Annotated in this window: 26 protein-coding genes and 1 tRNA gene; 5 read left to right on the forward strand and 22 right to left on the reverse strand. The window is 37.1% G+C overall.

Going from position 1 to position 22,269, the window contains the following annotated elements; translation table 11 throughout:
• Positions 1-360: 360 nt before the first annotated feature.
• Both AB7942_RS28065 and AB7942_RS28070 read left to right on the forward strand, forming a co-directional pair.
• On the forward strand, positions 361-546 hold the full coding sequence (locus AB7942_RS28065; protein ID WP_369449400.1) for a hypothetical protein: 186 nt from the start codon (positions 361-363) through the stop codon (positions 544-546).
• A 138-nt stretch (positions 547-684) separates the two neighbouring features.
• The gene (locus AB7942_RS28070; protein ID WP_369449401.1) at positions 685-894 is read left to right on the forward strand and encodes a hypothetical protein; all 210 of its coding nucleotides are present in this window, start codon (positions 685-687) and stop codon (positions 892-894) included.
• Between the two features lie 178 nt (positions 895-1,072).
• Here AB7942_RS28070 and AB7942_RS28075 read toward each other — a convergent pair whose 3' ends face one another.
• The 8 genes from AB7942_RS28075 to AB7942_RS28110 all read right to left on the reverse strand — a co-directional run bounded on the left by AB7942_RS28075 (position 1,073) and on the right by AB7942_RS28110 (position 6,001).
• Positions 1,073-1,273 carry a cold-shock protein gene (locus tag AB7942_RS28075; protein WP_042463323.1) on the reverse strand — a complete coding sequence of 67 codons (201 nt, stop codon included), beginning with the start codon at positions 1,271-1,273 and terminating at the stop codon, positions 1,073-1,075.
• Positions 1,274-1,572: 299 nt separating this feature from the next.
• The gene (locus tag AB7942_RS28080) at positions 1,573-1,731 is read right to left on the reverse strand and encodes a hypothetical protein (protein WP_179195816.1); all 159 of its coding nucleotides are present in this window, start codon (positions 1,729-1,731) and stop codon (positions 1,573-1,575) included.
• Positions 1,732-1,992: 261 nt separating this feature from the next.
• Complete coding sequence (locus tag AB7942_RS28085; protein ID WP_235742012.1) at positions 1,993-2,265, reverse strand: HU family DNA-binding protein; 273 nt, start codon at positions 2,263-2,265, stop codon at positions 1,993-1,995.
• Positions 2,266-2,741: 476 nt separating this feature from the next.
• Positions 2,742-3,377 carry an FMN-dependent NADH-azoreductase gene (locus tag AB7942_RS28090; protein ID WP_369449402.1) on the reverse strand — a complete coding sequence of 212 codons (636 nt, stop codon included), beginning with the start codon at positions 3,375-3,377 and terminating at the stop codon, positions 2,742-2,744.
• 200 nt (positions 3,378-3,577) lie between these two features.
• Positions 3,578-3,727 (reverse strand): hypothetical protein, encoded by a 150-nt coding sequence (locus tag AB7942_RS28095; RefSeq protein ID WP_369449403.1) that lies wholly within the window; start codon positions 3,725-3,727, stop codon positions 3,578-3,580.
• Between the two features lie 452 nt (positions 3,728-4,179).
• The gene (locus AB7942_RS28100) at positions 4,180-4,638 is read right to left on the reverse strand and encodes a DinB family protein (RefSeq protein ID WP_369449404.1); all 459 of its coding nucleotides are present in this window, start codon (positions 4,636-4,638) and stop codon (positions 4,180-4,182) included.
• Positions 4,639-4,784: 146 nt separating this feature from the next.
• Positions 4,785-5,717 (reverse strand): tyrosine-type recombinase/integrase, encoded by a 933-nt coding sequence (locus tag AB7942_RS28105; protein WP_369449405.1) that lies wholly within the window; start codon positions 5,715-5,717, stop codon positions 4,785-4,787.
• A gap of 187 nt (positions 5,718-5,904) precedes the next feature.
• Positions 5,905-6,001 (reverse strand) — tRNA-Sec (locus AB7942_RS28110).
• Between the two features lie 325 nt (positions 6,002-6,326).
• Here AB7942_RS28110 and AB7942_RS28115 point away from each other — a divergent pair.
• Complete coding sequence (locus AB7942_RS28115; RefSeq protein ID WP_098932902.1) at positions 6,327-6,752, forward strand: DUF2621 domain-containing protein; 426 nt, start codon at positions 6,327-6,329, stop codon at positions 6,750-6,752.
• A 247-nt stretch (positions 6,753-6,999) separates the two neighbouring features.
• Here AB7942_RS28115 and AB7942_RS28120 read toward each other — a convergent pair whose 3' ends face one another.
• Positions 7,000-7,479, reverse strand: a complete 480-nt coding sequence (locus AB7942_RS28120; protein ID WP_369449406.1) for a CcdC family protein — start codon at positions 7,477-7,479, stop codon at positions 7,000-7,002.
• Between the two features lie 197 nt (positions 7,480-7,676).
• The gene (locus AB7942_RS28125; protein WP_369449407.1) at positions 7,677-8,384 is read right to left on the reverse strand and encodes a cytochrome c biogenesis CcdA family protein; all 708 of its coding nucleotides are present in this window, start codon (positions 8,382-8,384) and stop codon (positions 7,677-7,679) included.
• A gap of 294 nt (positions 8,385-8,678) precedes the next feature.
• On the opposite strand from AB7942_RS28125, the gene AB7942_RS28130 reads away from it, so the two are divergent.
• Entirely contained in the window at positions 8,679-8,837 is a 159-nt protein-coding gene (locus AB7942_RS28130; RefSeq protein WP_373605353.1) for an aspartyl-phosphate phosphatase Spo0E family protein, read from the forward strand.
• Between the two features lie 90 nt (positions 8,838-8,927).
• Here the strand turns inward: AB7942_RS28130 and AB7942_RS28135 are convergent, their stop codons facing one another.
• From AB7942_RS28135 to yneA, 8 genes are all read right to left on the reverse strand, one after another.
• On the reverse strand, positions 8,928-10,721 hold the full coding sequence (locus tag AB7942_RS28135; RefSeq protein WP_369449408.1) for an ABC transporter ATP-binding protein: 1,794 nt from the start codon (positions 10,719-10,721) through the stop codon (positions 8,928-8,930).
• Between the two features lies 1 nt (position 10,722).
• Positions 10,723-12,474: an ABC transporter transmembrane domain-containing protein gene (locus tag AB7942_RS28140; RefSeq protein ID WP_369449409.1), complete on the reverse strand. Its 1,752-nt coding sequence runs from the start codon at positions 12,472-12,474 to the stop codon at positions 10,723-10,725.
• A 186-nt stretch (positions 12,475-12,660) separates the two neighbouring features.
• The gene (locus tag AB7942_RS28145) at positions 12,661-12,876 is read right to left on the reverse strand and encodes a YneF family protein (RefSeq protein WP_088086539.1); all 216 of its coding nucleotides are present in this window, start codon (positions 12,874-12,876) and stop codon (positions 12,661-12,663) included.
• 71 nt (positions 12,877-12,947) lie between these two features.
• Entirely contained in the window at positions 12,948-13,388 is a 441-nt protein-coding gene (gene sirA, locus AB7942_RS28150) for a sporulation inhibitor of replication protein SirA (protein WP_369449410.1), read from the reverse strand.
• Between the two features lie 257 nt (positions 13,389-13,645).
• Positions 13,646-15,652 (reverse strand): transketolase, encoded by a 2,007-nt coding sequence (gene tkt, locus AB7942_RS28155; RefSeq protein WP_369449411.1) that lies wholly within the window; start codon positions 15,650-15,652, stop codon positions 13,646-13,648.
• 179 nt (positions 15,653-15,831) lie between these two features.
• Positions 15,832-16,062, reverse strand: coding sequence for a DUF896 domain-containing protein (locus tag AB7942_RS28160; RefSeq protein ID WP_088086536.1), 231 nt, complete (start codon positions 16,060-16,062; stop codon positions 15,832-15,834).
• Positions 16,063-16,139: 77 nt separating this feature from the next.
• Positions 16,140-16,787 (reverse strand): YneB family resolvase-like protein, encoded by a 648-nt coding sequence (locus AB7942_RS28165; RefSeq protein WP_088086535.1) that lies wholly within the window; start codon positions 16,785-16,787, stop codon positions 16,140-16,142.
• A gap of 12 nt (positions 16,788-16,799) precedes the next feature.
• The gene (yneA, locus tag AB7942_RS28170) at positions 16,800-17,123 is read right to left on the reverse strand and encodes a cell division suppressor protein YneA (protein WP_369449412.1); all 324 of its coding nucleotides are present in this window, start codon (positions 17,121-17,123) and stop codon (positions 16,800-16,802) included.
• 157 nt (positions 17,124-17,280) lie between these two features.
• Between yneA and lexA the strand changes: the two genes are divergently transcribed.
• Positions 17,281-17,904 carry a transcriptional repressor LexA gene (lexA, locus tag AB7942_RS28175; RefSeq protein ID WP_168242900.1) on the forward strand — a complete coding sequence of 208 codons (624 nt, stop codon included), beginning with the start codon at positions 17,281-17,283 and terminating at the stop codon, positions 17,902-17,904.
• A 571-nt stretch (positions 17,905-18,475) separates the two neighbouring features.
• On the opposite strand, the gene AB7942_RS28180 is transcribed toward lexA, so the two are convergent.
• The 4 genes from AB7942_RS28180 to AB7942_RS28195 form a co-directional block, all read right to left on the reverse strand.
• Entirely contained in the window at positions 18,476-18,730 is a 255-nt protein-coding gene (locus AB7942_RS28180) for a hypothetical protein (protein ID WP_369449413.1), read from the reverse strand.
• 358 nt (positions 18,731-19,088) lie between these two features.
• Positions 19,089-20,423 carry a type I glutamate--ammonia ligase gene (glnA, locus tag AB7942_RS28185; protein ID WP_369449414.1) on the reverse strand — a complete coding sequence of 445 codons (1,335 nt, stop codon included), beginning with the start codon at positions 20,421-20,423 and terminating at the stop codon, positions 19,089-19,091.
• 36 nt (positions 20,424-20,459) lie between these two features.
• Positions 20,460-20,861 (reverse strand): MerR family transcriptional regulator, encoded by a 402-nt coding sequence (locus tag AB7942_RS28190; protein ID WP_088086530.1) that lies wholly within the window; start codon positions 20,859-20,861, stop codon positions 20,460-20,462.
• A 124-nt stretch (positions 20,862-20,985) separates the two neighbouring features.
• Positions 20,986-22,257, reverse strand: coding sequence for a methionine gamma-lyase family protein (locus tag AB7942_RS28195; protein WP_369449415.1), 1,272 nt, complete (start codon positions 22,255-22,257; stop codon positions 20,986-20,988).
• Positions 22,258-22,269 lie beyond the last annotated feature (12 nt).

Below are 22,269 nucleotides of genomic sequence, written 5' to 3' on the forward strand. Positions count from 1 at the left end.
CGGAAGATGTTGATGTAAAAGGACCACCACAAGCAGTAACAACCAATAGGAAAATAAAAAAAACTAATAAACTAGGGGTCTTTTTCATCGTTCACCACCAATAATCAATATTTATGACCAATATATTACGGTAATATCCTTTCATTCCTTCTTTAAGTAAACTGCTCCGTTAGCTGAATAAGGAAAAATTCAGCTGCAGGCATTCCTTACTTTACATACTTTCCATGTTCTGTCCCAAAGCCCTTGATTGTCACGTCTTTTCCTTGTATATCTATGGGATTTTTGGACTGTATATGTCTAATGGCTCCAGGTGGTTATCTTGGGCATAATACAGTTTATATACATTAGAGGTGGGATATTATGAGGCTAAGAAATGGAGATTTTTATACTAATGTTTTTACCAATAAGTTATATAGGCTAAATGAAGATGGCGATACCAACTGGTACTTGAGTTTGCGTGATGAAGAAGGTTATCATGAAACAGAAAAGACCTCAGGGCGTGATATGATTAGATTGGTAGAAGGTGGGTATAAAAAAAGCAAATAAAAAAAGCTACCCATTTCTGTCAGGGTACCTGTAATCAGATGCTTTTAGTGGAAAGTCGTTGAAACTTGAAACAATATAAGATATTCCAAGGAAAAAGTCCACTTTATGTCGAATATAACAACTAAAGGGGATGACCCAATGAATAAAGTTGAGTTATTAAAAAGATTATTAAATGGTAGTCGAGGTAATATGTTTTCATTAGAGATTCCTACTACAAAAGAAGATGAAAAAAAGATTCAAGAATTGGTTAGAGTATTAGAAACAGAACAAAAAATTAAATTAAGAGAATATGTACAGAGAGAATACTCAGTTTATTTACATGGAATAATTAAGTATGCATCCGAATAATCGGATGCTTATTTTTATTTGATAATTAGGAGAATTTTTGATTATGTGATACACTTTGTTTACCATTTGATTTACTTGTTTACATGTGCCCTACTCATTCGTGAGTGGGGCTTCTTGTTTTAAAAGAAAAAATAAAAAACAGACTCTCTGAAGAGCCTGCTTAATTTTGTTCTTATTATTAAGCTTTACGCACGTTAGCTGCTTGAGCTCCACGTTGACCTTGCTCAACGTCAAAAGTAACTGTTTGACCTTCGTCTAAAGATTTGAAACCTTCGCCTTGGATCGCTGAGAAATGAACGAATACGTCTTCTCCGCCTTCACGCTCGATGAATCCGAAACCTTTTTCTGCGTTAAACCATTTTACTTTACCTTGTTCCATTTTGTTTCCTCCTGCTGTGTGCATTGCACACAATGTGTTACTATCCTTGCACTCAGTGATCATCAAGACGAAAAGTTAATCTTATACTATCCTTTACACCGAACAAAAATAATTCTACTAAAGTTTAACATTTTATAAAAGTATTTGCAAGAAAACATAAACACAACCATTTTTGCTACTCTCAAATTTCACACTTGGTTTTAGATTATTATGTTGTTCTTATTCAAGTAAAGCCCCCGTTACTTTAAGTACAATCCTTCACATTGTCTTTGAAAAGTTGTAATTGAATCATTTTAAGGTCAAAAATTATTTGGTCCGAAAGGATTTTCTGGTGGATATTCCTCTAACTTATCAGCTGTTCTTTCATCTGGTGAAGTCGCCCCAGATTTTTTGTCAAAATAAATGGCTATTCCAGCCAATATAATGATAGGTGTAAATATATAAATCCAAATCATCATAACACCTCCAAACTAACCAACAAATTACTAATATTATATTACAAATTTAACTTTTTTTTACAATTCTTTTAAACAAAACTGCCCCTTTAGTTTAAGTAAAAATCTTCACAATCTACTTTGATAAGTATTCTAATTCCTCCTGATCTCTTTAATAATATAGCCGTATGTCCAAAAAGCCTCCCTGAATAGACACTCTATTTCAAACACAAAAAGGCTCTAGGGATCATACCTTAGAGCCAATTCTTTAAGAACTATACAAACTTATTTAACAGCTTCTTTTAATTCCTTGCCTGGTTTAAAAGCTGGAACTTTAGAAGCAGAAATCTGAATTTCTTCACCAGTTTGTGGGTTACGACCTGTTCGAGCTGCACGCTCACGCACCTCAAATGTGCCAAATCCAATCAACTGGATTTTCTCTTCTTTTGCAAGAGTATTAGAGATGGTTTCAAACAATGCATCGACCGCATTTGCAGCATCTTTCTTTGTTAACTCTGTTTGTTTTACAACAGCATTCACTAATTCTGTTTTATTCATATTCAAACACCTCTTCTTTTTATTTTTAAATTATGTAGGGATAAAAACATAACATATGTTCTACATGTTTGTCATTAAATAAGATTAGATAAAAGAAAGGTATATTCCTGCTTTTTCATGAAGATTAATATTAAAACTGGCTTTTTGGCGAAATAAAATGCATTATTCTCTTTTTTTTCAAATAATTCCTCCTTTAACTAAACTGCTTCGTTAGTGGAACAAAAAAAATGGCTGACTTATCAGCCAAATATGGTTGAACTCAAGCACCCGTTACTTTAAGTACAATATTTCACAATCTCAACATATTTTGAGAAATGATAATTATTTCTCTTATAATTACCGTATAGAGCTATTGCATATTTTATTTTATACTGTGCAGTAAATAGCTTTGTTTTGTATGTGTTCTTCTCCAACATTAAGCACCGTTGTTGCACAGCCTAAAAAAAAGCCAACGTCCGTTGGCTCCCTTAGTATATTTAAAATGTATGGGCTAGATCCTTAGCTCGTGCAATTGCATTTTCCTTAATTTCTTGTGCTTTATCTGGCATTGCTGCATGTCCTTCTACAAATAAGCCTTCAAACGAAGGGACTCCATAGAATTGCATTACAACATTTAAATAGCGGTGACCCATTTCCAATTGAGCAGCTGGACCTTCTGAATAAATCCCCCCACGAGCTTGTATATGTAAAGCTTTTTTATCAGTTAACAGACCTACTGGACCTTGTTCTGTGTATTTAAATGTTTTTCCAGCAACAGAAACTGAATCAATATAAGCTTTTAATACTGGTGGGAAAGAAAAATTCCACAAAGGTGTTACGAAAACATACTTATCAGCTGAAATAAATTGTTCACATAGTTCTGATAATCTACCTACTTTTGCCTTTTCATCTGCTGATAGCTCTTCAAATCCCTTCCCTGATTGGAGTTTTCCCCAACCACTAAAAACATCAACATCTATTTGTGGAATATTCTCGTTATAAAGATCAACATTAACAATTTCGTCATTAGGATTTGCTTCTTTGTAGGTATCAATAAAGGCTTTACCTACTGCCATACTATAAGACTGAGTATCATCATGTGGATGTGCTGTAATATACAATACTTTTGCCATTTTCTTACTTCCTTTCGGGCATTCTTTTCCCTTGTTTTGTCATTCTAGTTTGTGTATGAAATAAAAATATATACTTTACATCGAATTAATATATTTTTATTTCAAGGTAAAGTATATAAATATTGTTTAGCTAAAGCATATGATCAGCCTAAGAAAATTAAAAAGGTGTGCTTTGATTAGCAACACCCTTTTATGTAGGATTATTCAGTTATATTACTCATATAAGGATTTCCACCTATATTTTTTCTCATTTCATCTGTTAACTCAAATACTTCACTGTTATTAGCTTCACTTTTAAAATCATTGATGTTTTGGATACTTCCATCATAATGTAGTGGTTTATTTTCCATATAACTTCACCTCCAATAGTATTAGTATATACATTATTTTACTAATTATTTACGTCTATTGACGGTATTTTCTGATTATTTTGTCATTTAATTTGAAGGGTATGCCGCCACTTTTTATTATGTAGCATTCTATAAAAACAATACCCTGTTTCTTGTGCTAACCTGCACAGTTAGCACAAGAAAAGGGATCGCAGCCGCAACCCCCAATTTTTCACTAAAGCACCCGTTAGCCATCCATGCAGCACAAAATCAGTGCTGCACCACAGAGAATGAAAATGGTTAGGAAGTGTCAATACTGGTATTGACCTTAATCCAGTCAACCCTAATCCATAGACTTATTATTTGAAGCTCTCCTCTTTTTTTAACGATTGAGCAGGGTCTTTTTAAGTATTGTCATTTTCCTATTCTTAAAGGAACTTATTTTCATGGTAGTTAAAGAAGCAGTATCAATATTAGGCATTATTTTTAATAAGGATTTGGTTGTTAATATGATGTTCCATATGTTTAAGATAATCTTTTACCAGCCACTCTAATGTTTTTTGTTGATTATTTCCTATATCACAAAGATTTGATAATCTCTCTTTTGGAATATTCGATATAGTAATTATGATTTGCTTATTTAATGCTAAAAATAGGTTTAATATCTCATCAAGTGGTCTTTCTTGATAATTCTGAAGTATTACCCATTGGTTTTGATTATATGATTGGATAACAAATGGTTGTTCTTCGTACTGAATCTTTATAAATCTATTAATATTATTTATTGCAGAGTCGCATAGATGCCCTAAAATCTCTTTTTTGGACCATTTATTTGGTAATGGGCGATTTGATATTTCTGTTTCTGACATTGAGTTATATACCTTCGGTACTGTTTGTATCCAGTGGTTAATTCCATTAATTATATCCTCCACACGCCTTCGCTCCTTCAATATGTATCTAAAAAACAATATTCGTCTAAAGACATTAATATCCCTTCTTAAACTAAACTGCTACGTTAGTGGAATAACAAAAAAGCTCTACTCCTTATTGAAGTAAAGCCCCGTTCAACAAGAAATATTCACATTTTATTCAAGTTAGCTATACTTTCTCCTATTGGTGTAACTATCCCATCCATACTTATAGAATTTTTCTTTTTACGATAATCCTCTAACTCTTGTTCGCTTTTATTGTTAGCCCACTGTTGAAGAGTATCTCGTTCTCCAATGTATGAATAAAATGGTACACTAAATCCACAAGACGTTTTTACTGTTTCAATCTTTGCATAAATAATTTGCCTTGCACCAGGAAGGATTTCAAAATGATTAGTCATGTCATCCCATTCAGGTGTACCTGGCAATACTACTTTACCTCTTCCATAAAGACGTAATATTTCAGGAGGACCTTCAAAATGTCTTTGTTTCATGCATTCCAATTTGATGTACCCACTCTTTAAATCCACATTATTTCTCCTCATATTAAGAAGTTCTGATATTCTAACCATTGTGTCCAATAATACATAAATCATCACTTTATCTCGAAACCCAACAAACCTTGAATCATCAATTTGGTTCAGTAGTGCTTTTATTTCAGCTGGTGTAAATGACTGTATTTCATCTTCAGGAGTTTTAATCGGCTTAAATTTTTCGTGAATAGGTATTTCAATCCATCCTTCTTGATAACAATGTCGTAAGAAAGCTCGATTTGTTCTGATCCGTACATTAACAGTAGTTGGTTTTAAACCTTGGTCATTGAGCATATAGCCAATATAATTTCGAAACAAATCAACAGTAACTTCTTCGTTAGAAACATCCCCACCTAAGTAATCATTTAGATAATGAAAATGTTCATAATAGCCTTGGATCGTAGGCTTTGCCAAACCCTCTGTTTGTTTGAAGGTCATAAATCGCTCAAACATTTCAAACAGAGTCATCTTTTGTTCAGTTTGTTTGAACCGTTTAATGTTCTGAGAGTTTCTTGAACCTTTTCGTTGAGTTTTCCTTGCCGTTTGCATAAAAAAATCCACCCTTCTTTCAAGAATTTGGTGGATTTGACACACTAGTACACCTTAAATCAGTCGCACTAGTACTATGTAATTTTCAGAAAAAATACTGGTGACTTTTCACTCTTAAATCACAGGTTCAACTGTTGAAAAACACCTACAAAAAGCAGCTTAAACCCTTGATATCACTTGGTTTAGTTGGCGGGACTGCGTGGGAATCGAACCCACCAGACCTGGCACGCAGGTCTCAAGCAGTTTTGAAGACTGTGGAGGACACCAGTACCCCATTCAGCCCCATGGATGTTAAAATATCAAAGATGTTTGGACTACAGTAACACAGTCTTTTGGGGAAAGAAACAAATTACTTCGCTTCCCTATCTTTTGATATCATATTACTATGGAATATGGTGATAATCAATAGAATCAATGGATTTGTCATTTTTTCGACAAGCTTTTCATCAGTAAACTACAGAACAATAAACTGTTTCGCACATTCATCATGATTCGATTCTTGATTAAAATCTAAAGTATAATTTCCTTCAATTTTGTCCAATACTTGTCTTAATTCATAAAAACAGACTATAATAAAAAGAAAAATAGTTATCTTGTAGGTGAATAGATATGCTTCATGGTTGGTTTCTATGGTTTATCCTGTTCTGGGTATTTTTCCTAGTTGGGTCATTTGCCATCGGTGGATTTTTTATGTTCCGAAAGTTTTTGAAGAAGATGCCGAAAGAAGATGGCAAATCCGTTATGGATTGGGAAGAACATTATGTAAATGAATCGCGGCACTTGTGGGGGCCCGAGGAGAAAGAACTCCTAGAGGATTTAGTCAGCCCTGTTCCCGAATTATTCCGTGATGTTGCCAGACATAAGATTGCCGGAAAGATTGGCGAAATCGCCCTTCGAGAAAAGGCATCAAAAATTACTCAGGACCTCGTCATTCGTGGCTATATTCAAGCCACACCAAAAAGAGATCATAAATTTTTACGAAAAAAGCTTTTTGAAAATAGAATTGATGTCGCTCCTTTTGAGCACTTATTTTAACCATCTAGCTAATAGATGGTTTTTTTATTTTGTCATCAACGGACACCATTGGATACATTTTTCATAGTTCTTTCCTAAAATTTGTCGTCAATAGCCCTCATTGGCGACACTTTTCTCTGATTTTCACTGACTTTTGTCGCCAATAGCCCGGAACTATGCAAACATTTTCGACCAATATTTCAAACTCATTATTTAACAAATCCTAAAAAGAAAAACTGATCCAATAAAGGACCAGTCTCTCACATAATTATAATTGCTTATCACCATGAAGTTGCCTAAACAGCTTTTTGTAGTCCATATACATCGCAATCCGCCAGGGGACAATCATACAATAGGCAAGGAAAAAGAACATTCCGCTTAATTCTCCAAAATCTATGGTTGCACTTAGTACCGACTTCATAACAAGACGAACAACTAATAGACCAATTAAAATAAAGAAAAATGCCTTGGATCGCTTTAGATAAATATCATTATCGCGGATCTCAAACTTGGAGGTTTTAATTAGTAAAATAGAGAATAGCATCCCCACAATCGCTGCCTCGATCATTTCTGCTCCAGTTAGTCTAAATTGCGGATCTATATACATTAAAGCCCCACTCGACATGAAAAATGGAGGTAGAATTATTTTACGAGCATTCGTGGGTTTCTTTGCGGCTTTCATCCGGACTACCAAGGCCAGGGTACCCATAAATACCGCTCCAATTGAAGAAGCAAGAACTATGTTCATTAGATTCATTCCTTATCTAATTTATTTACTAACCCATTATATCGCAAATAAATTAATTTGAAAAAAATTAACTCATGATAAAATGTTCCCATTTCTAACACACAGGTGATTGATACAAAAAAAGGAAAAAACCTCCTAAGGAAGTTCCCTTTCAAAAAATGTAATATTTTTATATATTTATCATTTTCGAGTTTAAATTAGAACCCCGTAAAGCCACCAAACATTCCTGAAAAAATAGTAATGATTTTAGTCATCCAGTCAAAGAAGAGGACAACCCCCATTACAATCATTATGTAACCGCCAATTTTTACAATTTTGCCGCTGTTCTTCTTAATCCAAGTCATGCGGCCAAGGAAGAACGAAAGAATAAAGAATGGTATGGCAAAGCCTAGACAATAGGCAATCATATACATCATACCTGAACCTGGATTTGTGGCTGCAAGGGAAATAACGAACGATAGAATCGGACCTGTACAAGGCGTCCAACCCGCGGCAAATGCCATCCCAATTAAAACAGAACCAAAATAACCTGAAGGACGATTTTTAAATTCAATGCGGCGATCCTTCATCATAAACTTCGGATTTAAAATCCCAACGATCACTAAACCAAAGAAAACAATAAAAATTCCGCCTAGTTGACGAATAAGATCTTTATACTGTAAGAAAAAGCTTCCTAGAAACGAAGTTCCAAATCCAATGGCGATAAAAATAATCGAAAAGCCTAAAAGGAAAAATAATGTGTGGAGTAGACTCCGCTTTTGAAGCATGGCATTTTCAGCTTTAAGTTCCCCAACAGACATTCCTGTGATGTACGAGAGAAATGCAGGATAAAGCGGTAAACAACAAGGAGAAATAAAGCTTAAAAATCCTGCTCCTAATGCTAAAAATATATTTACATCTGACATATTAACACTCCCACTATAGTCGATACGTTTATATTCTAACAAATGTTTGATATAAATGATAATGGTTAACTTGAATATTTTGTGTCGGCGCATTTTTTTGTTCCGCTGAAATGTCTCCTCCATAAAATATATGCAAAATTTGGTTGGATATTTATTTACAAATGTCTTTGAAAAAATTTACATCATAGGTTATACTAGTAAAACCAATGTCATTTTGATATATTAGTAGTCTATTTGCACCATAATTTAGGAGTTACTCCGGAAAGGACATCGGCCGTGACAAAAAATGATTTAGTGACATTAATTGAAAAAAAACGAGCTGAATTAATTCAAGTCGCCATTACGAACGGCTTGACATCCTCCGTTGCAATTCGTTACAGCCAGGAACTTGATCATCTCTTAAATGAATATCATAGAGTATATATAAACAAGATGCCTTCATCAGCTAGTTAAAAGAAAGTCCTTGTATGTCGTCATCATTAGATATAGATAATAGACCTATAAAATTAAAAAAGCCTGGCGACTCCGCCAGGCTTTTTTCCACTAATTCACAGCATCCTCAAGACGTTCTACCGCTCCGTTTTGCAAAAGGAACATTTTATGGTACAAGCCACCCTGGGCAAGCAGTTCTTGATGGGTTCCCCGTTCAACAATTTCCCCCTGATGCAATACTAAGATTAAATCAGCATCCTGAATGGTGGACAGGCGATGCGCAATCGCAATAGTCGTTCTACCTTTTCGCATTTTGGCGAGTGCGGTTTGAATGGCTTCTTCAGTTTCTGTGTCAATGTTGGCGGTCGCTTCGTCGAGAACCAATATTTTGGGATTAGCGGCGATCGTTCGGGCAAAAGCGATCAGTTGCCTTTGACCGCTTGAAAATGTGGTCCCACGCTCAACAACCTTATGTTCAAAGCCATCCTCCAACTTTTCAATAAAGGTGTTAGCTTGGACAAACTTTGCTGCTTCTTCGACTTGTTCATCCGTCATCTCATTCGAATGAAGACGGATATTATCCTTCACCGTCCCGTAGAACAAGAATGGATCCTGTAAGACTAAGCCCATTTTCTCCCTGAGTTCTGTCTTTGTGAAGTTCCGAATCGATTGACCATCAATCAAAATGTCCCCCCGGTCATACTCATAAAAACGCATTAACAAATTGATAATCGAGCTTTTTCCACTTCCGGTATGGCCAACCAGTGCGACTGTTTCACCAGGATTTGCCTTAAAGGAAATAGATTTTAGCACATCCCGTTTTCCATCATAGGAAAAACTTAAATTCTTAAACTCAATCATTCCTTTTTCAATGGAATTGGTCCGCTCTTCTTTTTGTATTGGTGCTAATTCTTCCTCATCCAACAATTTGAAAACACGTGAGCCAGCGACAATCGATTGTTGGTACAAGGAAAGCCTCATCATCATCTGATTAACCGGTTCGAAAAAACGATCCAAATAATTAATAAAGGCATATAACACGCCGATTTCTACCACCTTGTTAAAAGACGTTATTCCGAAATAACTTAATACAATAATTAAGCCCAAAATATAGATTAAATCAATCGCTGGTCTTAACAGGAGGCTATCTATTTTGATATTTTTCATTCCTGCCTGATAGTGTTGGTCATTAATAGCTCCGAATTCTGCCCGGAGTCTTTTTTCCTGCCGAAACACTTGAATAATCCCCATTCCTGATAAAGATTCACTGAGCTTGGCATTCAATTGGCTCAGCCGTTCGCGCATATCAAGGTAAAATCGTGAACTTAATTTTCTGTATAGGTTCATGACAAACAATAATAACGGAAGGATCACGACACATAATAAGCCAAGTTTGATGTCCAGAATAAACATCGCAATAAAAATACCTAGTAATAAAAATCCACCTTGGATAAACGTTGCAATAACGGTAACAAACATGTCTTTAATGGCTTCGGTATCATTGGTCACCCTTGAAACGATACTTCCTGCTGGGGTCTTATCAAAATACTTTAGCCCGAGCGACTGTACTTTAGAAAAAACATCAATGCGCAACTGTTGGATAATTTTCAAAGCCAGTTCCTGGAATTTAACCAATTGAAAAAACATGAGAATCGCTTTAATGATTTGGATTGACATGTACGTGGAACCTAGGATCAAAAGTGGCTGAAACTCTAGCTTCCCAGGAGTTAAATAATCATCGATAAATATTTTTACGATAATCGGTAAAACAATATCGCCGATCGTTGTTAATAGTAAGAAGATAAACGCTATGACAATCGTTTTTTTATGTGGTTTCGTATAAGAAAGCAAACGGAATAAAATATTTCTTTGTTCACGATCTGTAAGCTGAATTTTCTCATCCATCTTAATGCCCTCCATGCTCAACCAACTCTTCTAGCTGCTGGCGTAAATACATTTCCTTATACCATTCACCCGATTCCATCAATTCTTCATGTGTACCTCTTTCCACAATCTTTCCATCCTCAAGAACGAGAATGAGATTTGCGTGTTGAATGGCACTTAATCGGTGTGAAGTAATGATGGTTGTTTTTCCTTCCCTATTCTGTTTTAATGCTGAAAGAATGGCTTCTTCTGTTTTTGCATCTACTGCAGATAAGGAATCATCGAGTACTAACACCTCTGGCTTCATCAAAATAGCCCGGGCAATCGAAATCCTTTGCTTCTGCCCGCCCGATAAGGATACCCCACGCTCTCCAACAACCGTTTGATAGCCTTCAGTAAATTGAAGGATATCAGTATGGATATTGGCAAGCTTAGCGGCATTCTCGACTTCCTCTATTGATGCCCCGGAGTTCGAAAAGGCGATATTTTCACCAACAGAGGCTGAAAACAGGAAATGATCTTGAGGTACATAACCAATGGCCTCGCGTAATTTTTCAAGCCTGTAATCCTGCAGAGATTTCCCTCCAAATCTAATCTCACCTTGATAACTATCAAACTCACGAATGAGCAGTTTTAAAAGAGTGGTTTTACCAGCACCGGTTTTACCAACAATGCCCACCGTCTCGCCGGTATATAACGAAAAATATATATCCTTTAAAACCGGTGTGGTTTCTCCAGGATAAGTAAAGCTAGAAAGTTTGTATTCAATATCACCTGCGGGCACCACGTTTATTGCCCCCTCCTTATCGGTTATATCTTCTTTTTCTTGAAGGAGCTTTGAAACTCGGTCATAGGAAGCACTGCCTCGCTCAACAATGTTAAATAACCAGCCAAATGCAAGCATCGGCCAGATGAGTAAACCTAAATATGTAGTAAACGAGAGTAATTGCCCGATAGTTAGTTCCCCATTAAGCACGTATTTTGCACCAAACACAATCGATAAGAAAAAGGAAATACCAACAATGATCGAAATCGTTGGATCGAAAAGAGAATCAATTTTTGCAACGGTGATATTTTTTTGGACGACATCTTCTGATTGCTTCCGAAAATCCTCGATATCTTCCTTTTCCTGGCCAAACGTCTTAATCACTTTAATCCCGGTAATACTTTCTTGAGTTTTATCATTTAATGATGAAAATGCTTCCTGTGCCTGATAAAATGTTCGATGGAGCATTGTTCCAAACCAGCTCGTAAGGATTACCATAAAGGGCATCGGAATTAAACAGATTAATGTTAATTTCCAGCTAATCGTAAATGCCATGGAACAGATGACAAACCCACCAGTTGAAAGAGAATCAACAAAGGTTAACACGCCGGCGCCCGCTGTTTGTTGAATGGCTGACAGATCGTTTGTGGCATGTGCCATTAAATCCCCAATCCGACGTTTTTGGTAAAATGATGGCGACATATTTGTAAAATGATGATATAGCCGATTTCGAAGCAACTTACTTAACTTAACTGATGATCCAAAAATCATAATTCTCCAGTAGTACCTAAGGAAATACATTGCAAGGGCAACAATAACTAATACGGCCATCCACTGCAAGAGAATTCCCGTTGTCATCGTCCCATTCTTAATTTGGTCAGCAATGATTCCGATGATCTTGGGCGGCACTAGTTGCAATATTGCTACAAGCATTAGGAGGAAAATCCCGGATATATACGCTTTTTTCTCCTGTTTAAAATACCAGCCTAATTCTAAAAATACTTTCATTAAACCGCCCCCAAATCACGAGTAATCGATCTGCCATAAATTGAATACGTTGATAATTAAAGTTATTCGGAAAAATAATCCAACGGACTGAGGTTTAATTTTACCAAATTTTTATAAAATAATAAAGATTTAGAATATTTTTATCAGCACGAAAAAAGCACCCATCTATATGAGTGCTAGTCCGTTTTATTTTGATTGTTGTTTGTTCATGGCAGCCATCATTTGGTTGATCTTCTTTTGTGATGGTTTTTGTCCCATTTGCATCATCATCATTTTTAACATTTGTTCATTGATTGGCGGATTTTTCTTTAAGTAGCTCATCATATATTTACGAGCAATGAAAAATCCTAGTGCTACACCAGCTGCTAATGCTAGTATACCAACTAGAATGTAATAACCCATATTCAACTTCCTCCTTCATGTTGTCTACCATACAGTGTACTAAATAAAACACGATTAGACAATATCTGCAATTATATAAATTTTCTTTCCTTTATCGGCTTTAACCAACCGTATCGCTGATGTTCAAGGTCTAGTGCCAAAAAGGAAGACTCACATTTTCTTAGAACTTCAAAAAAAGCCGTCTCTGCTTCATAGCTGCCTTGTGCCTCGATTGTAATTAAGTCTTGAAAAACCTCTAACTTTGCCGTACTTAGTTTTCCACTTAATTCAATTGAATATGCACCATGCTCAGCTTTAAATCCCTTGATTCTTCCAAGCTGCTTTTGGATAAGTTGATGGATCTTTAGAACCTCAACCTTTTTTGTTATATAGGAAATTTGTTTTTGTGTAATAAATTTAAATTCGCCGTTTGCTTTTCGATGTTCCTGAAAAAGCTGAAAAAACAATCGTTCTCTTCCGAAGTAATGGGTCGCAAATTCATCTTCTATTAAATATAGCTGATATTTTCTCACCACTGTTCTCTCCTTCGTTGATTACCCTTTTTACTATTATAAAAAAAGATTAACGAAACATATGTCTTACGGCGGCAAAAACTTTCACTATTTTTGTCGATTAGCAGGAATCTAAACTATTCTTCTATAAATTCTGTAGATTTGTTGAATTTTCCTGCAAATATTAACTTTGTTCATAATATTGTTGAAATTTGTACTCTTTGAACCATCAAAAAAGGAGAACGGATGATTTCCGCTCTCCCTAAAATCTCATTATTTTATTTTTGTAAAAGTGCTTTTATACGTGCAACTACGTTGTTTACAGTGAACCCGAATTCTTCCATAATCTTTTCTCCTGGTGCTGAAGCTCCGAAATGATCAATAGCAAGAACATCGCCTTCGTCACCAGTGTATTTGTGCCAGCCAAATGATGCTCCCACTTCAATTCCAAGACGCTTTTTCACACTTCTTGGCAGAACAGAGTCTTTGTACTCTTGAGATTGCTGCTCGAATCGATCCCATGAAGGCATACTTACAACCGAAACATGAACACCTTCTCCAGCAAGCGCTTTTTGAGCTTCCACTGCAAGGCTTACTTCTGATCCAGTTGCTAATAACAACGCATCTGGAGTTTCTCTTTCTGAAGGAGACACTACATATGCCCCTTTAGAAACTCCCTCGTACGCATTGGTATCCGTTCCTTTTAATGTAGGTAAATCTTGACGAGTTAAAACAAGTGCAGTTGGTTTGTTGGTAGACTCCACTGCAAGTTTCCAAGCAGCTGCAGTTTCATTACCGTCTGCAGGACGAATGATTGATAATCCTGACATGGCACGTAATGCTGCAAGCTGTTCAACTGGCTCATGTGTTGGTCCATCTTCCCCTACAGCAATACTGTCATGGGTAAAGACATAAGTGACAGGTAATCCCATTAAAGCTGCTAGACGAATGGCAGGACGCAAGTAGTCAGAGAAGACAAAGAATGTTCCACCAAATACTTTTACGCCGCCATGAAGAGCAATACCATTCATTGCCGCACCCATCGCAAATTCACGCACACCAAACCAGATATTGCGGCCTTCATACGAACCAGGCATAAAGTCTTTTGTATCTTTAATCATTGTTTTATTCGAACCAGCAAGGTCTGCGGATCCACCGATAAAAATAGGTAGATTCTTAGCAATACCATTTAATACTTCCCCTGAAGAAGCACGGCTTGCCAGGCTTTTCCCTTCAGGGTATACAGGGATATCTTTATCCCATCCTTCAGGAAGTTCATTATTTAATGCTTGTTCAAGCTGAGTAGCTAATTCAGGGTACTCTTTTTTATATTGAGCGAACAAATCATTCCACTCTTTTTCCTTTTTCTCACCATTTTCAACGATAAGTTTCTGGAAGTTATCATAGACTTCTTGCGGCACATGGAAATCTTCTTCAAATGTCCATTTATAAGCCTCTTTTGTAAGTTTTAATTCATTCGCTCCAAGTGGTGAACCATGAACACCTGAAGTTCCCGCACGGTTTGGTGAACCGTATCCAATTACTGTTCTTACTTCAATCATCGTTGGTCTGTCTAGATCGTTTCTAGCTTCTTCAAGAGCTTTTGCAATTTCTTCTAAATTATTGCCGTCTTCCACACGAACATATTGCCATCCGTATGATAGGAAGCGATCTTTGACACTTTCTGAGAACGACTTATCTAAGTCTCCATCAAGTGAGATATCGTTTGAATCGTAAAGGACTACCAATCGCCCTAATTTCAAGTGTCCTGCTAGCGACGCTGCCTCAGCAGATACACCCTCCATCAAATCTCCATCTCCACAGATACTGTATGTAAAATGGTTCACAAGTTCATATTTATCTTTATTATAAACACTTGCAACATGGCGTTCTGCCATTGCCATTCCTACTGCCATTGCAATCCCCTGTCCAAGTGGACCAGTAGTTGCTTCTACACCTTCAGTGTGGCCATACTCTGGGTGTCCAGGCGTTTTAGAGCCCCATTGGCGAAATTGCTTTAAGTCATCCATTGTTAAGTTGAAACCAGACAAGTGAAGCATGCTGTATAACAACGCTGAACCATGACCTGCTGACAAGACAAAACGATCACGGTTAAACCACTGTGGATTCTTTGGATTTTGGTTCAAGAAACGCGTCCATAAAGTATAGGTCATTGGCGCTGCACCCATCGGCATTCCTGGATGTCCTGAGTTTGCTTTTTCGATCGCATCAATGGAAAGCGTTCGAATGGAGGTAACAGATAAATCATCAATAGTATTAAACATGAATTACATCCTTTCCTAATCACAAGGTTACTAAATACATTTTCAATTTTATATCGCTACCGTTTTTTATTCAACAAATAGCATAATAATAAGAAACAAAAGTCACTATTTTTTTTATTTTTACACAAAAATAGTCAGTATATGTAAAATAGGAATACAAAAAATGTATTCCTGAACTTTTAGTGCAGTGTATTTTTTTTCCTAGCCTTGATTTTTTCCGGTGTAACGTCATTTCCTTCCGGATCAATAAACTTGGTGTTGGTAAGGGTATCAAGCATATTCGAACGAAAAGTAGCCAAATATTCACTTCTTAATTTAGTTTGCTCTTTCGCTTCTGTTTCAGTCAATCCCGTTGCTTTTGCTTTTCGTGCCAGCTCATTAATTCTAGCCATCTTTTCTTTTGAAAGCATTCAAAGACCTTCCTTTCAAACTATTTACATGACACCTGATTTTACTAAAAAAAAAACCTAATGACAAGGCAAAAGGTCTACTCTTCTTGTGATTCAATATATTCCTGGAATCTTCTATGAACAGTGGCTTTAGAAATGTTATAGCCAAAACCTCTAAGTGTAGCAGCTATTTCTGAAAAAATTAATCCATTTTTTCTTAACCGGACAATTTCTCCAATTGGAACTTCAATTTTCTCGCGTCCAGAGGATTCTCCGAGATTTTTTAAGTTTTTTTCTGGTTTATATCCATTCTGGACTGCTCGCTTCATTCCACGTTTGATTTTTGCATTATGTAGTTTTCGTTGGTACTCTTCAACCATACTTACGATGTTCAAAACCATGGAATCCGATTCTGAAAGCTGTAATTCTCCACTATGGGAGATACTATAAAGTTTAATATTTTCTTTTAATATGCAATGCAAGAGTGCAATTTTGGCGTTACCTCTACCGAGTCGTGTTTCATCCTGAATTAAGAGGGCTTGTACCTGCTTATCTCTAATTCGTTCTAATAATTGAAAAATCCCCTCACGATTGAAATCATAACCACTAGCCTTTTCTTTAATTACCCTATCAATCTCAAAGTGATAGGTGTTAGCTAGTTGCGTTAATTCCTCTTCCTGGCGCTTTAACGAAGATTCTTGTGTTTCCTTATTTGTGCTGACACGGCAGTATATAATTGCTTTCATAAAAATTCCTTTCTATTCACCAACGGCGCTTGCAAATTCATTCGTAGATGAGACTTCTTTACTCACCGGAATGATAATTTCTTCACCAGGAAAAATTTGATCATCATCTAATTCATTATGCTTTTTTATCCAAGCAACAAATTCCTTGTTTGATAATGAATGTTGACCCGAGAATTGATCAGAGATTTCCCATAGTGAATCTCCTTCTGTGATTGTAACCTTTAAATAATCCTCTTGCGCGTTCGAATGATGTTGGAATGATAATATGATTGAAAGTGAACAACTTAAAATAATAAGAGTAATAGCATAGGAGTATTTGTTCCATAATTTTTTCATAAATAACACCTCTATAAGAATGTATGTTCGATTTGATATTTTTATTATAAATCGAACGTTTGTTTGTTGTCAACCATATTTTCGAACTTATGTTTGTATAAAAAATGCGAACATGTTATAATAAAGTCAACATTAACCAGGCGAGGTGGATTTTATCATGGCTAAAATATCAAAGAGGCAGCAAGATATCTTAGACTTCATTAAAAGTGAGGTTAAGAGTAAAGGATATCCCCCTTCAGTAAGGGAAATTGGAGAAGCGGTTGGACTCGCATCCAGTTCTACTGTTCACGGACATCTAGCAAGATTGGAAAGCAAAGGACTTATTAGACGGGATCCTACAAAACCAAGAGCAATTGAAATATTAGAAGCAGATGTTGCTGCACATATACCAAGAAATACAGTTGTCAATGTTCCAGTGGTTGGGAAAGTAACGGCAGGACTCCCAATTACAGCGATTGAAAATGTGGAAGAGTATTTTCCGCTTCCAGAAAGTCTTGCACCTGCAGATGAACAAGTTTTCATGTTAGAAATCATGGGTGAGAGTATGATAGAAGCTGGGATTCTAGACGGGGATTATGTAATTGTGAAACAGCAGCCAACCGCTAATAACGGGGATATTGTTGTGGCAATGACCGAGGAAGATGAAGCCACCTGTAAAAGATTTTTCAAGGAAAAAGATTACATACGCCTGCAGCCGGAAAATTCTACAATGGACCCTATTATATTAAGGAATGTTTCGATTTTAGGTAAAGTTATTGGGGTTTACAGACATATTCATTAAGTTTAAGAGAGTTGGCATACACGTGCCGACTCTTTTTTTGTTGTGCTAATCAACTTCAAGCTGAAGAAATTACAGAAGCCGGGATTGAGTGGGGCTACGTGACCGTTCTAGAAGAACCTCTACGAGGTGGGGCACGTAGAGACTGTACGTGACCTTTCCGGAAGAATTCCTACGAGGTGGGGCACCTAGAGTCGGCCTACGACACCTTACCGGAAAAATTCCTACGAGTTGGGGCACGTAGAGGGGTCCTACGTGACCGTTCCAGAAGAATCTCTGCGAGTTGGGACACGTAGAGGCGGTCTACGTGACCGTTCCAGAAGAATTCCTACGAGTTGGGGCACGTAGAGGCGGCCTACGTGACCGTTCCAGAACAATTTCACAGAGTTGGGTCACGTAGAGACGGCCTACGTGACCGGTTCCAGAAGAATCTCTGCGAGTTGGGGCACGTAGAGACGGTCTACGTGACCGTTCCAAAGAAATAGCAATGAGGTCGTTTCCTGTTGTCTCTATGACAGAAGAGCTGCATTATTCAAACTAAAAAGGAGCAGCCATACGCCGCTCCTTTATCTTCCTATTTCGCTATTCTTGCTTGTATTTCAGATAGTTTCACCTTAAAAAGCACTTTATATACTTTCGTGTCCCCTTCATTAAAACTGGAATGTGTAACATACGTTCCTTTAAAGGTCTTGCGCTGTTCATCAAATAGAAAGCATTCCTGACCTTTTGTTCCTGATTCTATCAAACATAAAATAAGATCAGGCTTCTTATACGTCTTTTCTCGTAGTATTTCTTGGGTTAGAGCATTACAAATTTGCAGTTTATACAATTTAGAGCACCTCCCAAATGTTTACAACTTAAGCATATATTATTTAGGATTAAGTAAACCGTAAAAATTGTGAATTTTTAAAGAACATCAAGCACTTCTTCCTTTCTATTCTATTCCTATTAAATTTATTTAGAATGATCGAGGATGCTTAATTGGAAAAGAGCCATCGAAGGTATTGACGACCGAAGTTGTTGAGAAAGAGCAATTCGGGTCGTCAATCGGGCTTATTGGCTACCGTAATTGTTTTAATGGAACAAACCAGGTAGTCAATGGGATAGCATTTCTCACTGAGAGAATCTTAGCAAAGAAGCGCGACATAGAAAAACCCTGACGCTAGGCGCCAGGGCTTTAGATGATATTAATACATGCTCATATATTGATCGCGTTCCCATTGGTGAACGACTGTGCGGAACATATCCCACTCGATTTCTTTTGCTTCAACAAAGTGTTCCATAATGTGCTCGCCAAGACCTGACACAATTACTTCGTCAGATTTTAGTTGATCTAATGCTTGAGCTAATGTTGCAGGAAGATCGACGATACCTTCTTCGATTCTCTCTTCTTTACTCATTACATAGATGTTTCTGTCAACTGGTGCCGGCGGAGTTAACTTGTTTTTAATTCCGTCTAAGCCGGCCTTAAGAAGAACAGCCATTGCAAGGTATGGATTAGCAGATGGATCTACACTTCTTACTTCCACACGTGTACTTAATCCACGAGAAGCAGGAATACGAATTAATGGTGAACGGTTTCTAGCTGACCAAGCCACATAGCATGGTGCTTCATAGCCAGGAACAAGACGCTTATATGAGTTTACAGTTGGGTTTGTTACCGCTGTAAAGGCTGGAGCATGCTTTAGAATTCCAGCGATAAATTGACGAGCATTATCACTCATTTCTAGATCACCAGATGGTTCGTAGAATGAATTAACTCCATTCTTAAACAATGAAAGATTCATGTGCATTCCAGATCCATTGACACCATACAATGGTTTTGGCATGAATGTTGCGTGCAAACCATGTTTACGTGCAATTGTTTTTACAACTAGCTTGAAAGTTTGAATTTGGTCACAAGCTGTTAGTGCATCTGCATATTTAAAGTCGATTTCATGCTGACCTGGTGCAACTTCATGGTGGGAAGCTTCGATTTCAAAGCCCATTTCTTCTAATTCAAGCACGATATCACGGCGGCAGTTTTCGCCAAGATCGATAGGGGCTAAATCAAAATATCCGCCTTTGTCGTTTAGGTCTAATGATGGTTCGCCTTGTTCGTCTAATTTAAATAAGAAGAATTCTGGCTCAGGCCCTAGGTTAAAGCTAGTGAATCCAAGGTCTTCCATTTCTTTTAATACTCTTCTTAAGTTATTACGAGGATCACCTTCAAATGGTTTTCCTTCTGGAGTATAAATATCACAGATTAAGCGGGCAACTTTCCCTTTTTCTGCTGTCCAAGGGAATACAACCCATGTGTTAAGGTCAGGATATAGTAACATATCAGATTCTTCAATACGTACAAAACCTTCAATTGAAGAACCGTCAAACATCATTTTGTTATCAAGTGCTTTTTCTAATTGGCTAATTGGAATCTCCACGTTTTTGATAGTTCCAAGGATGTCTGTGAATTGCAAACGAATAAATTTCACGTTTTCTTCGACCGCTAATCTTTTAATATCTTCTCTTGAATACTTTGCCATTTTCTTACCCCCTATTTTTTAAAAGAAACTTCCACATTAATGAAAGAATCTTGACATATCTCCTTGACGTAAAGAGGATCGATTGTTTCGACCTAAATGCATCATTTCGTTGCGTAGCAACTTTCTAAGCTGTTCATCTGTTAATTCGCGCTTAGTCTTTTCTGTTTGTTGCTCAAGAATGTTTGATTGTTGCTCTTTTACTAGGAACAATTGTTTAATGCCTGCCATATTGACACCTTGATCAATTAAATCCTTAATTTCTAGAAGCCTATCAATATCATTTAAACAATATAGCCGTCTATTCCCCTCGGTTCTTGCTGGAGAAATCAATTGGTGTTCTTCGTAGTAACGAATTTGCCTGGCTGTAAGTTCCGTTAGTTGCATGACTGTTCCGATTGGAAACAGTGGCATGGAACGGCGAATTTCCTTTCCACTCATCTAATTCCTCCTCCCCTCGGGTTATTTATAATACTATTATATTTCGTGTTAGAAAAGTTGTCAATGATATGTTAGGTTTTCTTACATTAAAATTTTTAAAATAATTGGACACTTAGCTGTTCTCCTAAAATAATTCGATTAATCCTTTATCCGTTAATTGGTCTATGGCTAGACAAACAGCCATCTTTACATGTGCATAGGTTAATCCACCTTGTACATAGGCAACATATGGTGGTCTAATCGGTCCATCTGCGGTGAGTTCAATGCTCGCACCCTGAATAAAAGTACCTGCTGCCATAATCACATCGTCCTCATACCCTGGCATATAGCTGGCATGGGGTGTGACATAAGAATTAATCGGTGATGCAAATTGAATGGCTTGACAAAAAGCAATCATTTTATCTCGGTCATCAAACTGGACAGACTGAATTAAGTCCGTCCTTTTAGCATTCCATTTCGGAGAAGAATTCATGCCTAATTTCTCCAACATCGCTGCTGTGAAAACGGCCCCTTTTAATGCCTGGCCAACCACATGGGGGGCAAGAAAAAAACCTTGATACATTTCTTGAAGACTATAGAGGGACGCTCCTGCTTCGGCTCCTATCCCTGGTGAAGTCATTCGATATGAACATGCCTCCACCCACTGTTTTTTACCAACAATATAGCCGCCAGTCTTCACAATCCCGCCGCCTGGATTTTTGATAAGTGACCCTGCGATTAAGTCCGCACCAACATGACAAGGCTCAGTCTCCTCAACAAATTCCCCATAGCAATTATCTACAAATACGATCACATCTTGTTTAATTTCTTTGACAAACCTGATCATTTCTGCAATTTCTTCAACCGTAAATGATGGTCTTGTCGCATAGCCCTTGGAACGCTGAATGCCAATCATTTTTGTATTCGGTTTTATTTTCTTTGAGACAGCCTCCCAATCAATTCCACCTTGATTCGTCAGAGATACACTATCATAGGAAATTCCAAATTCCTTTAATGAGCCAACCCCGTTCCCACGAAGTCCAACAATTTCTTCAAGCGTATCATAGGGTTTGCCCGTTATATATAGAAGTTCATCCCCAGGTCGAAGAACGCCAAATAGGGCAATGGAAATGGCATGTGTGCCCGAGATTATTTGCGGACGAACAAGTCCTGCTTCTCCCCCAAAGACGTCTGCATAGACCATTTCAAGTGTATCCCTGCCATGATCGTCATAGCCATAGCCGGTCGACGGATTAAAATGTGAATCACTCACTCTTTTGTTTTGAAAGCTTTTTAATACCCGAAATTGATTTGTTTCGATTCTATTGTCTATTTCTTTATGTACTTTAGCGATTTGTTGTTCAACTTCCTCAACCATCGGCTGAAGCTTTTCCCCATTTTTTAACTGTTGAAACATGTTGTGACTCCT

The organism is Neobacillus sp. BF23-41 (assembly GCF_041106275.1).

What these genes read in the sequence shown, in the direction of transcription:
- AB7942_RS28080 (WP_179195816.1), bottom strand. Translation starts at nt 1,731, where the DNA reads ATGATGATTTGGATTTATATATTTACACCTATCATTATATTGGCTGGA.
- AB7942_RS28075 (WP_042463323.1), bottom strand. Translation starts at nt 1,273, where the DNA reads ATGGAACAAGGTAAAGTAAAATGGTTTAACGCAGAAAAAGGTTTCGGA.
- AB7942_RS28090 (WP_369449402.1), bottom strand. Translation starts at nt 3,377, where the DNA reads ATGGCAAAAGTATTGTATATTACAGCACATCCACATGATGATACTCAG.
- AB7942_RS28085 (WP_235742012.1), bottom strand. Translation starts at nt 2,265, where the DNA reads ATGAATAAAACAGAATTAGTGAATGCTGTTGTAAAACAAACAGAGTTA.
- tkt (WP_369449411.1), bottom strand. Translation starts at nt 15,652, where the DNA reads ATGTTTAATACTATTGATGATTTATCTGTTACCTCCATTCGAACGCTT.
- yneA (WP_369449412.1), bottom strand. Translation starts at nt 17,123, where the DNA reads ATGAAAAAATTATGGAACAAATACTCCTATGCTATTACTCTTATTATT.
- AB7942_RS28070 (WP_369449401.1), top strand. Translation starts at nt 685, where the DNA reads ATGAATAAAGTTGAGTTATTAAAAAGATTATTAAATGGTAGTCGAGGT.
- AB7942_RS28135 (WP_369449408.1), bottom strand. Translation starts at nt 10,721, where the DNA reads ATGGATGAGAAAATTCAGCTTACAGATCGTGAACAAAGAAATATTTTA.
- AB7942_RS28105 (WP_369449405.1), bottom strand. Translation starts at nt 5,717, where the DNA reads ATGCAAACGGCAAGGAAAACTCAACGAAAAGGTTCAAGAAACTCTCAG.
- AB7942_RS28065 (WP_369449400.1), top strand. Translation starts at nt 361, where the DNA reads ATGAGGCTAAGAAATGGAGATTTTTATACTAATGTTTTTACCAATAAG.
- AB7942_RS28125 (WP_369449407.1), bottom strand. Translation starts at nt 8,384, where the DNA reads ATGTCAGATGTAAATATATTTTTAGCATTAGGAGCAGGATTTTTAAGC.
- AB7942_RS28190 (WP_088086530.1), bottom strand. Translation starts at nt 20,861, where the DNA reads ATGAGTGGAAAGGAAATTCGCCGTTCCATGCCACTGTTTCCAATCGGA.
- AB7942_RS28145 (WP_088086539.1), bottom strand. Translation starts at nt 12,876, where the DNA reads ATGGGTTATTACATTCTAGTTGGTATACTAGCATTAGCAGCTGGTGTA.
- AB7942_RS28115 (WP_098932902.1), top strand. Translation starts at nt 6,327, where the DNA reads ATGCTTCATGGTTGGTTTCTATGGTTTATCCTGTTCTGGGTATTTTTC.
- AB7942_RS28195 (WP_369449415.1), bottom strand. Translation starts at nt 22,257, where the DNA reads ATGTTTCAACAGTTAAAAAATGGGGAAAAGCTTCAGCCGATGGTTGAG.
- AB7942_RS28165 (WP_088086535.1), bottom strand. Translation starts at nt 16,787, where the DNA reads ATGAAAGCAATTATATACTGCCGTGTCAGCACAAATAAGGAAACACAA.
- lexA (WP_168242900.1), top strand. Translation starts at nt 17,281, where the DNA reads ATGGCTAAAATATCAAAGAGGCAGCAAGATATCTTAGACTTCATTAAA.
- AB7942_RS28120 (WP_369449406.1), bottom strand. Translation starts at nt 7,479, where the DNA reads ATGAACATAGTTCTTGCTTCTTCAATTGGAGCGGTATTTATGGGTACC.
- AB7942_RS28160 (WP_088086536.1), bottom strand. Translation starts at nt 16,062, where the DNA reads ATGCTTTCAAAAGAAAAGATGGCTAGAATTAATGAGCTGGCACGAAAA.
- AB7942_RS28095 (WP_369449403.1), bottom strand. Translation starts at nt 3,727, where the DNA reads ATGGAAAATAAACCACTACATTATGATGGAAGTATCCAAAACATCAAT.
- AB7942_RS28140 (WP_369449409.1), bottom strand. Translation starts at nt 12,474, where the DNA reads ATGAAAGTATTTTTAGAATTAGGCTGGTATTTTAAACAGGAGAAAAAA.
- glnA (WP_369449414.1), bottom strand. Translation starts at nt 20,423, where the DNA reads ATGGCAAAGTATTCAAGAGAAGATATTAAAAGATTAGCGGTCGAAGAA.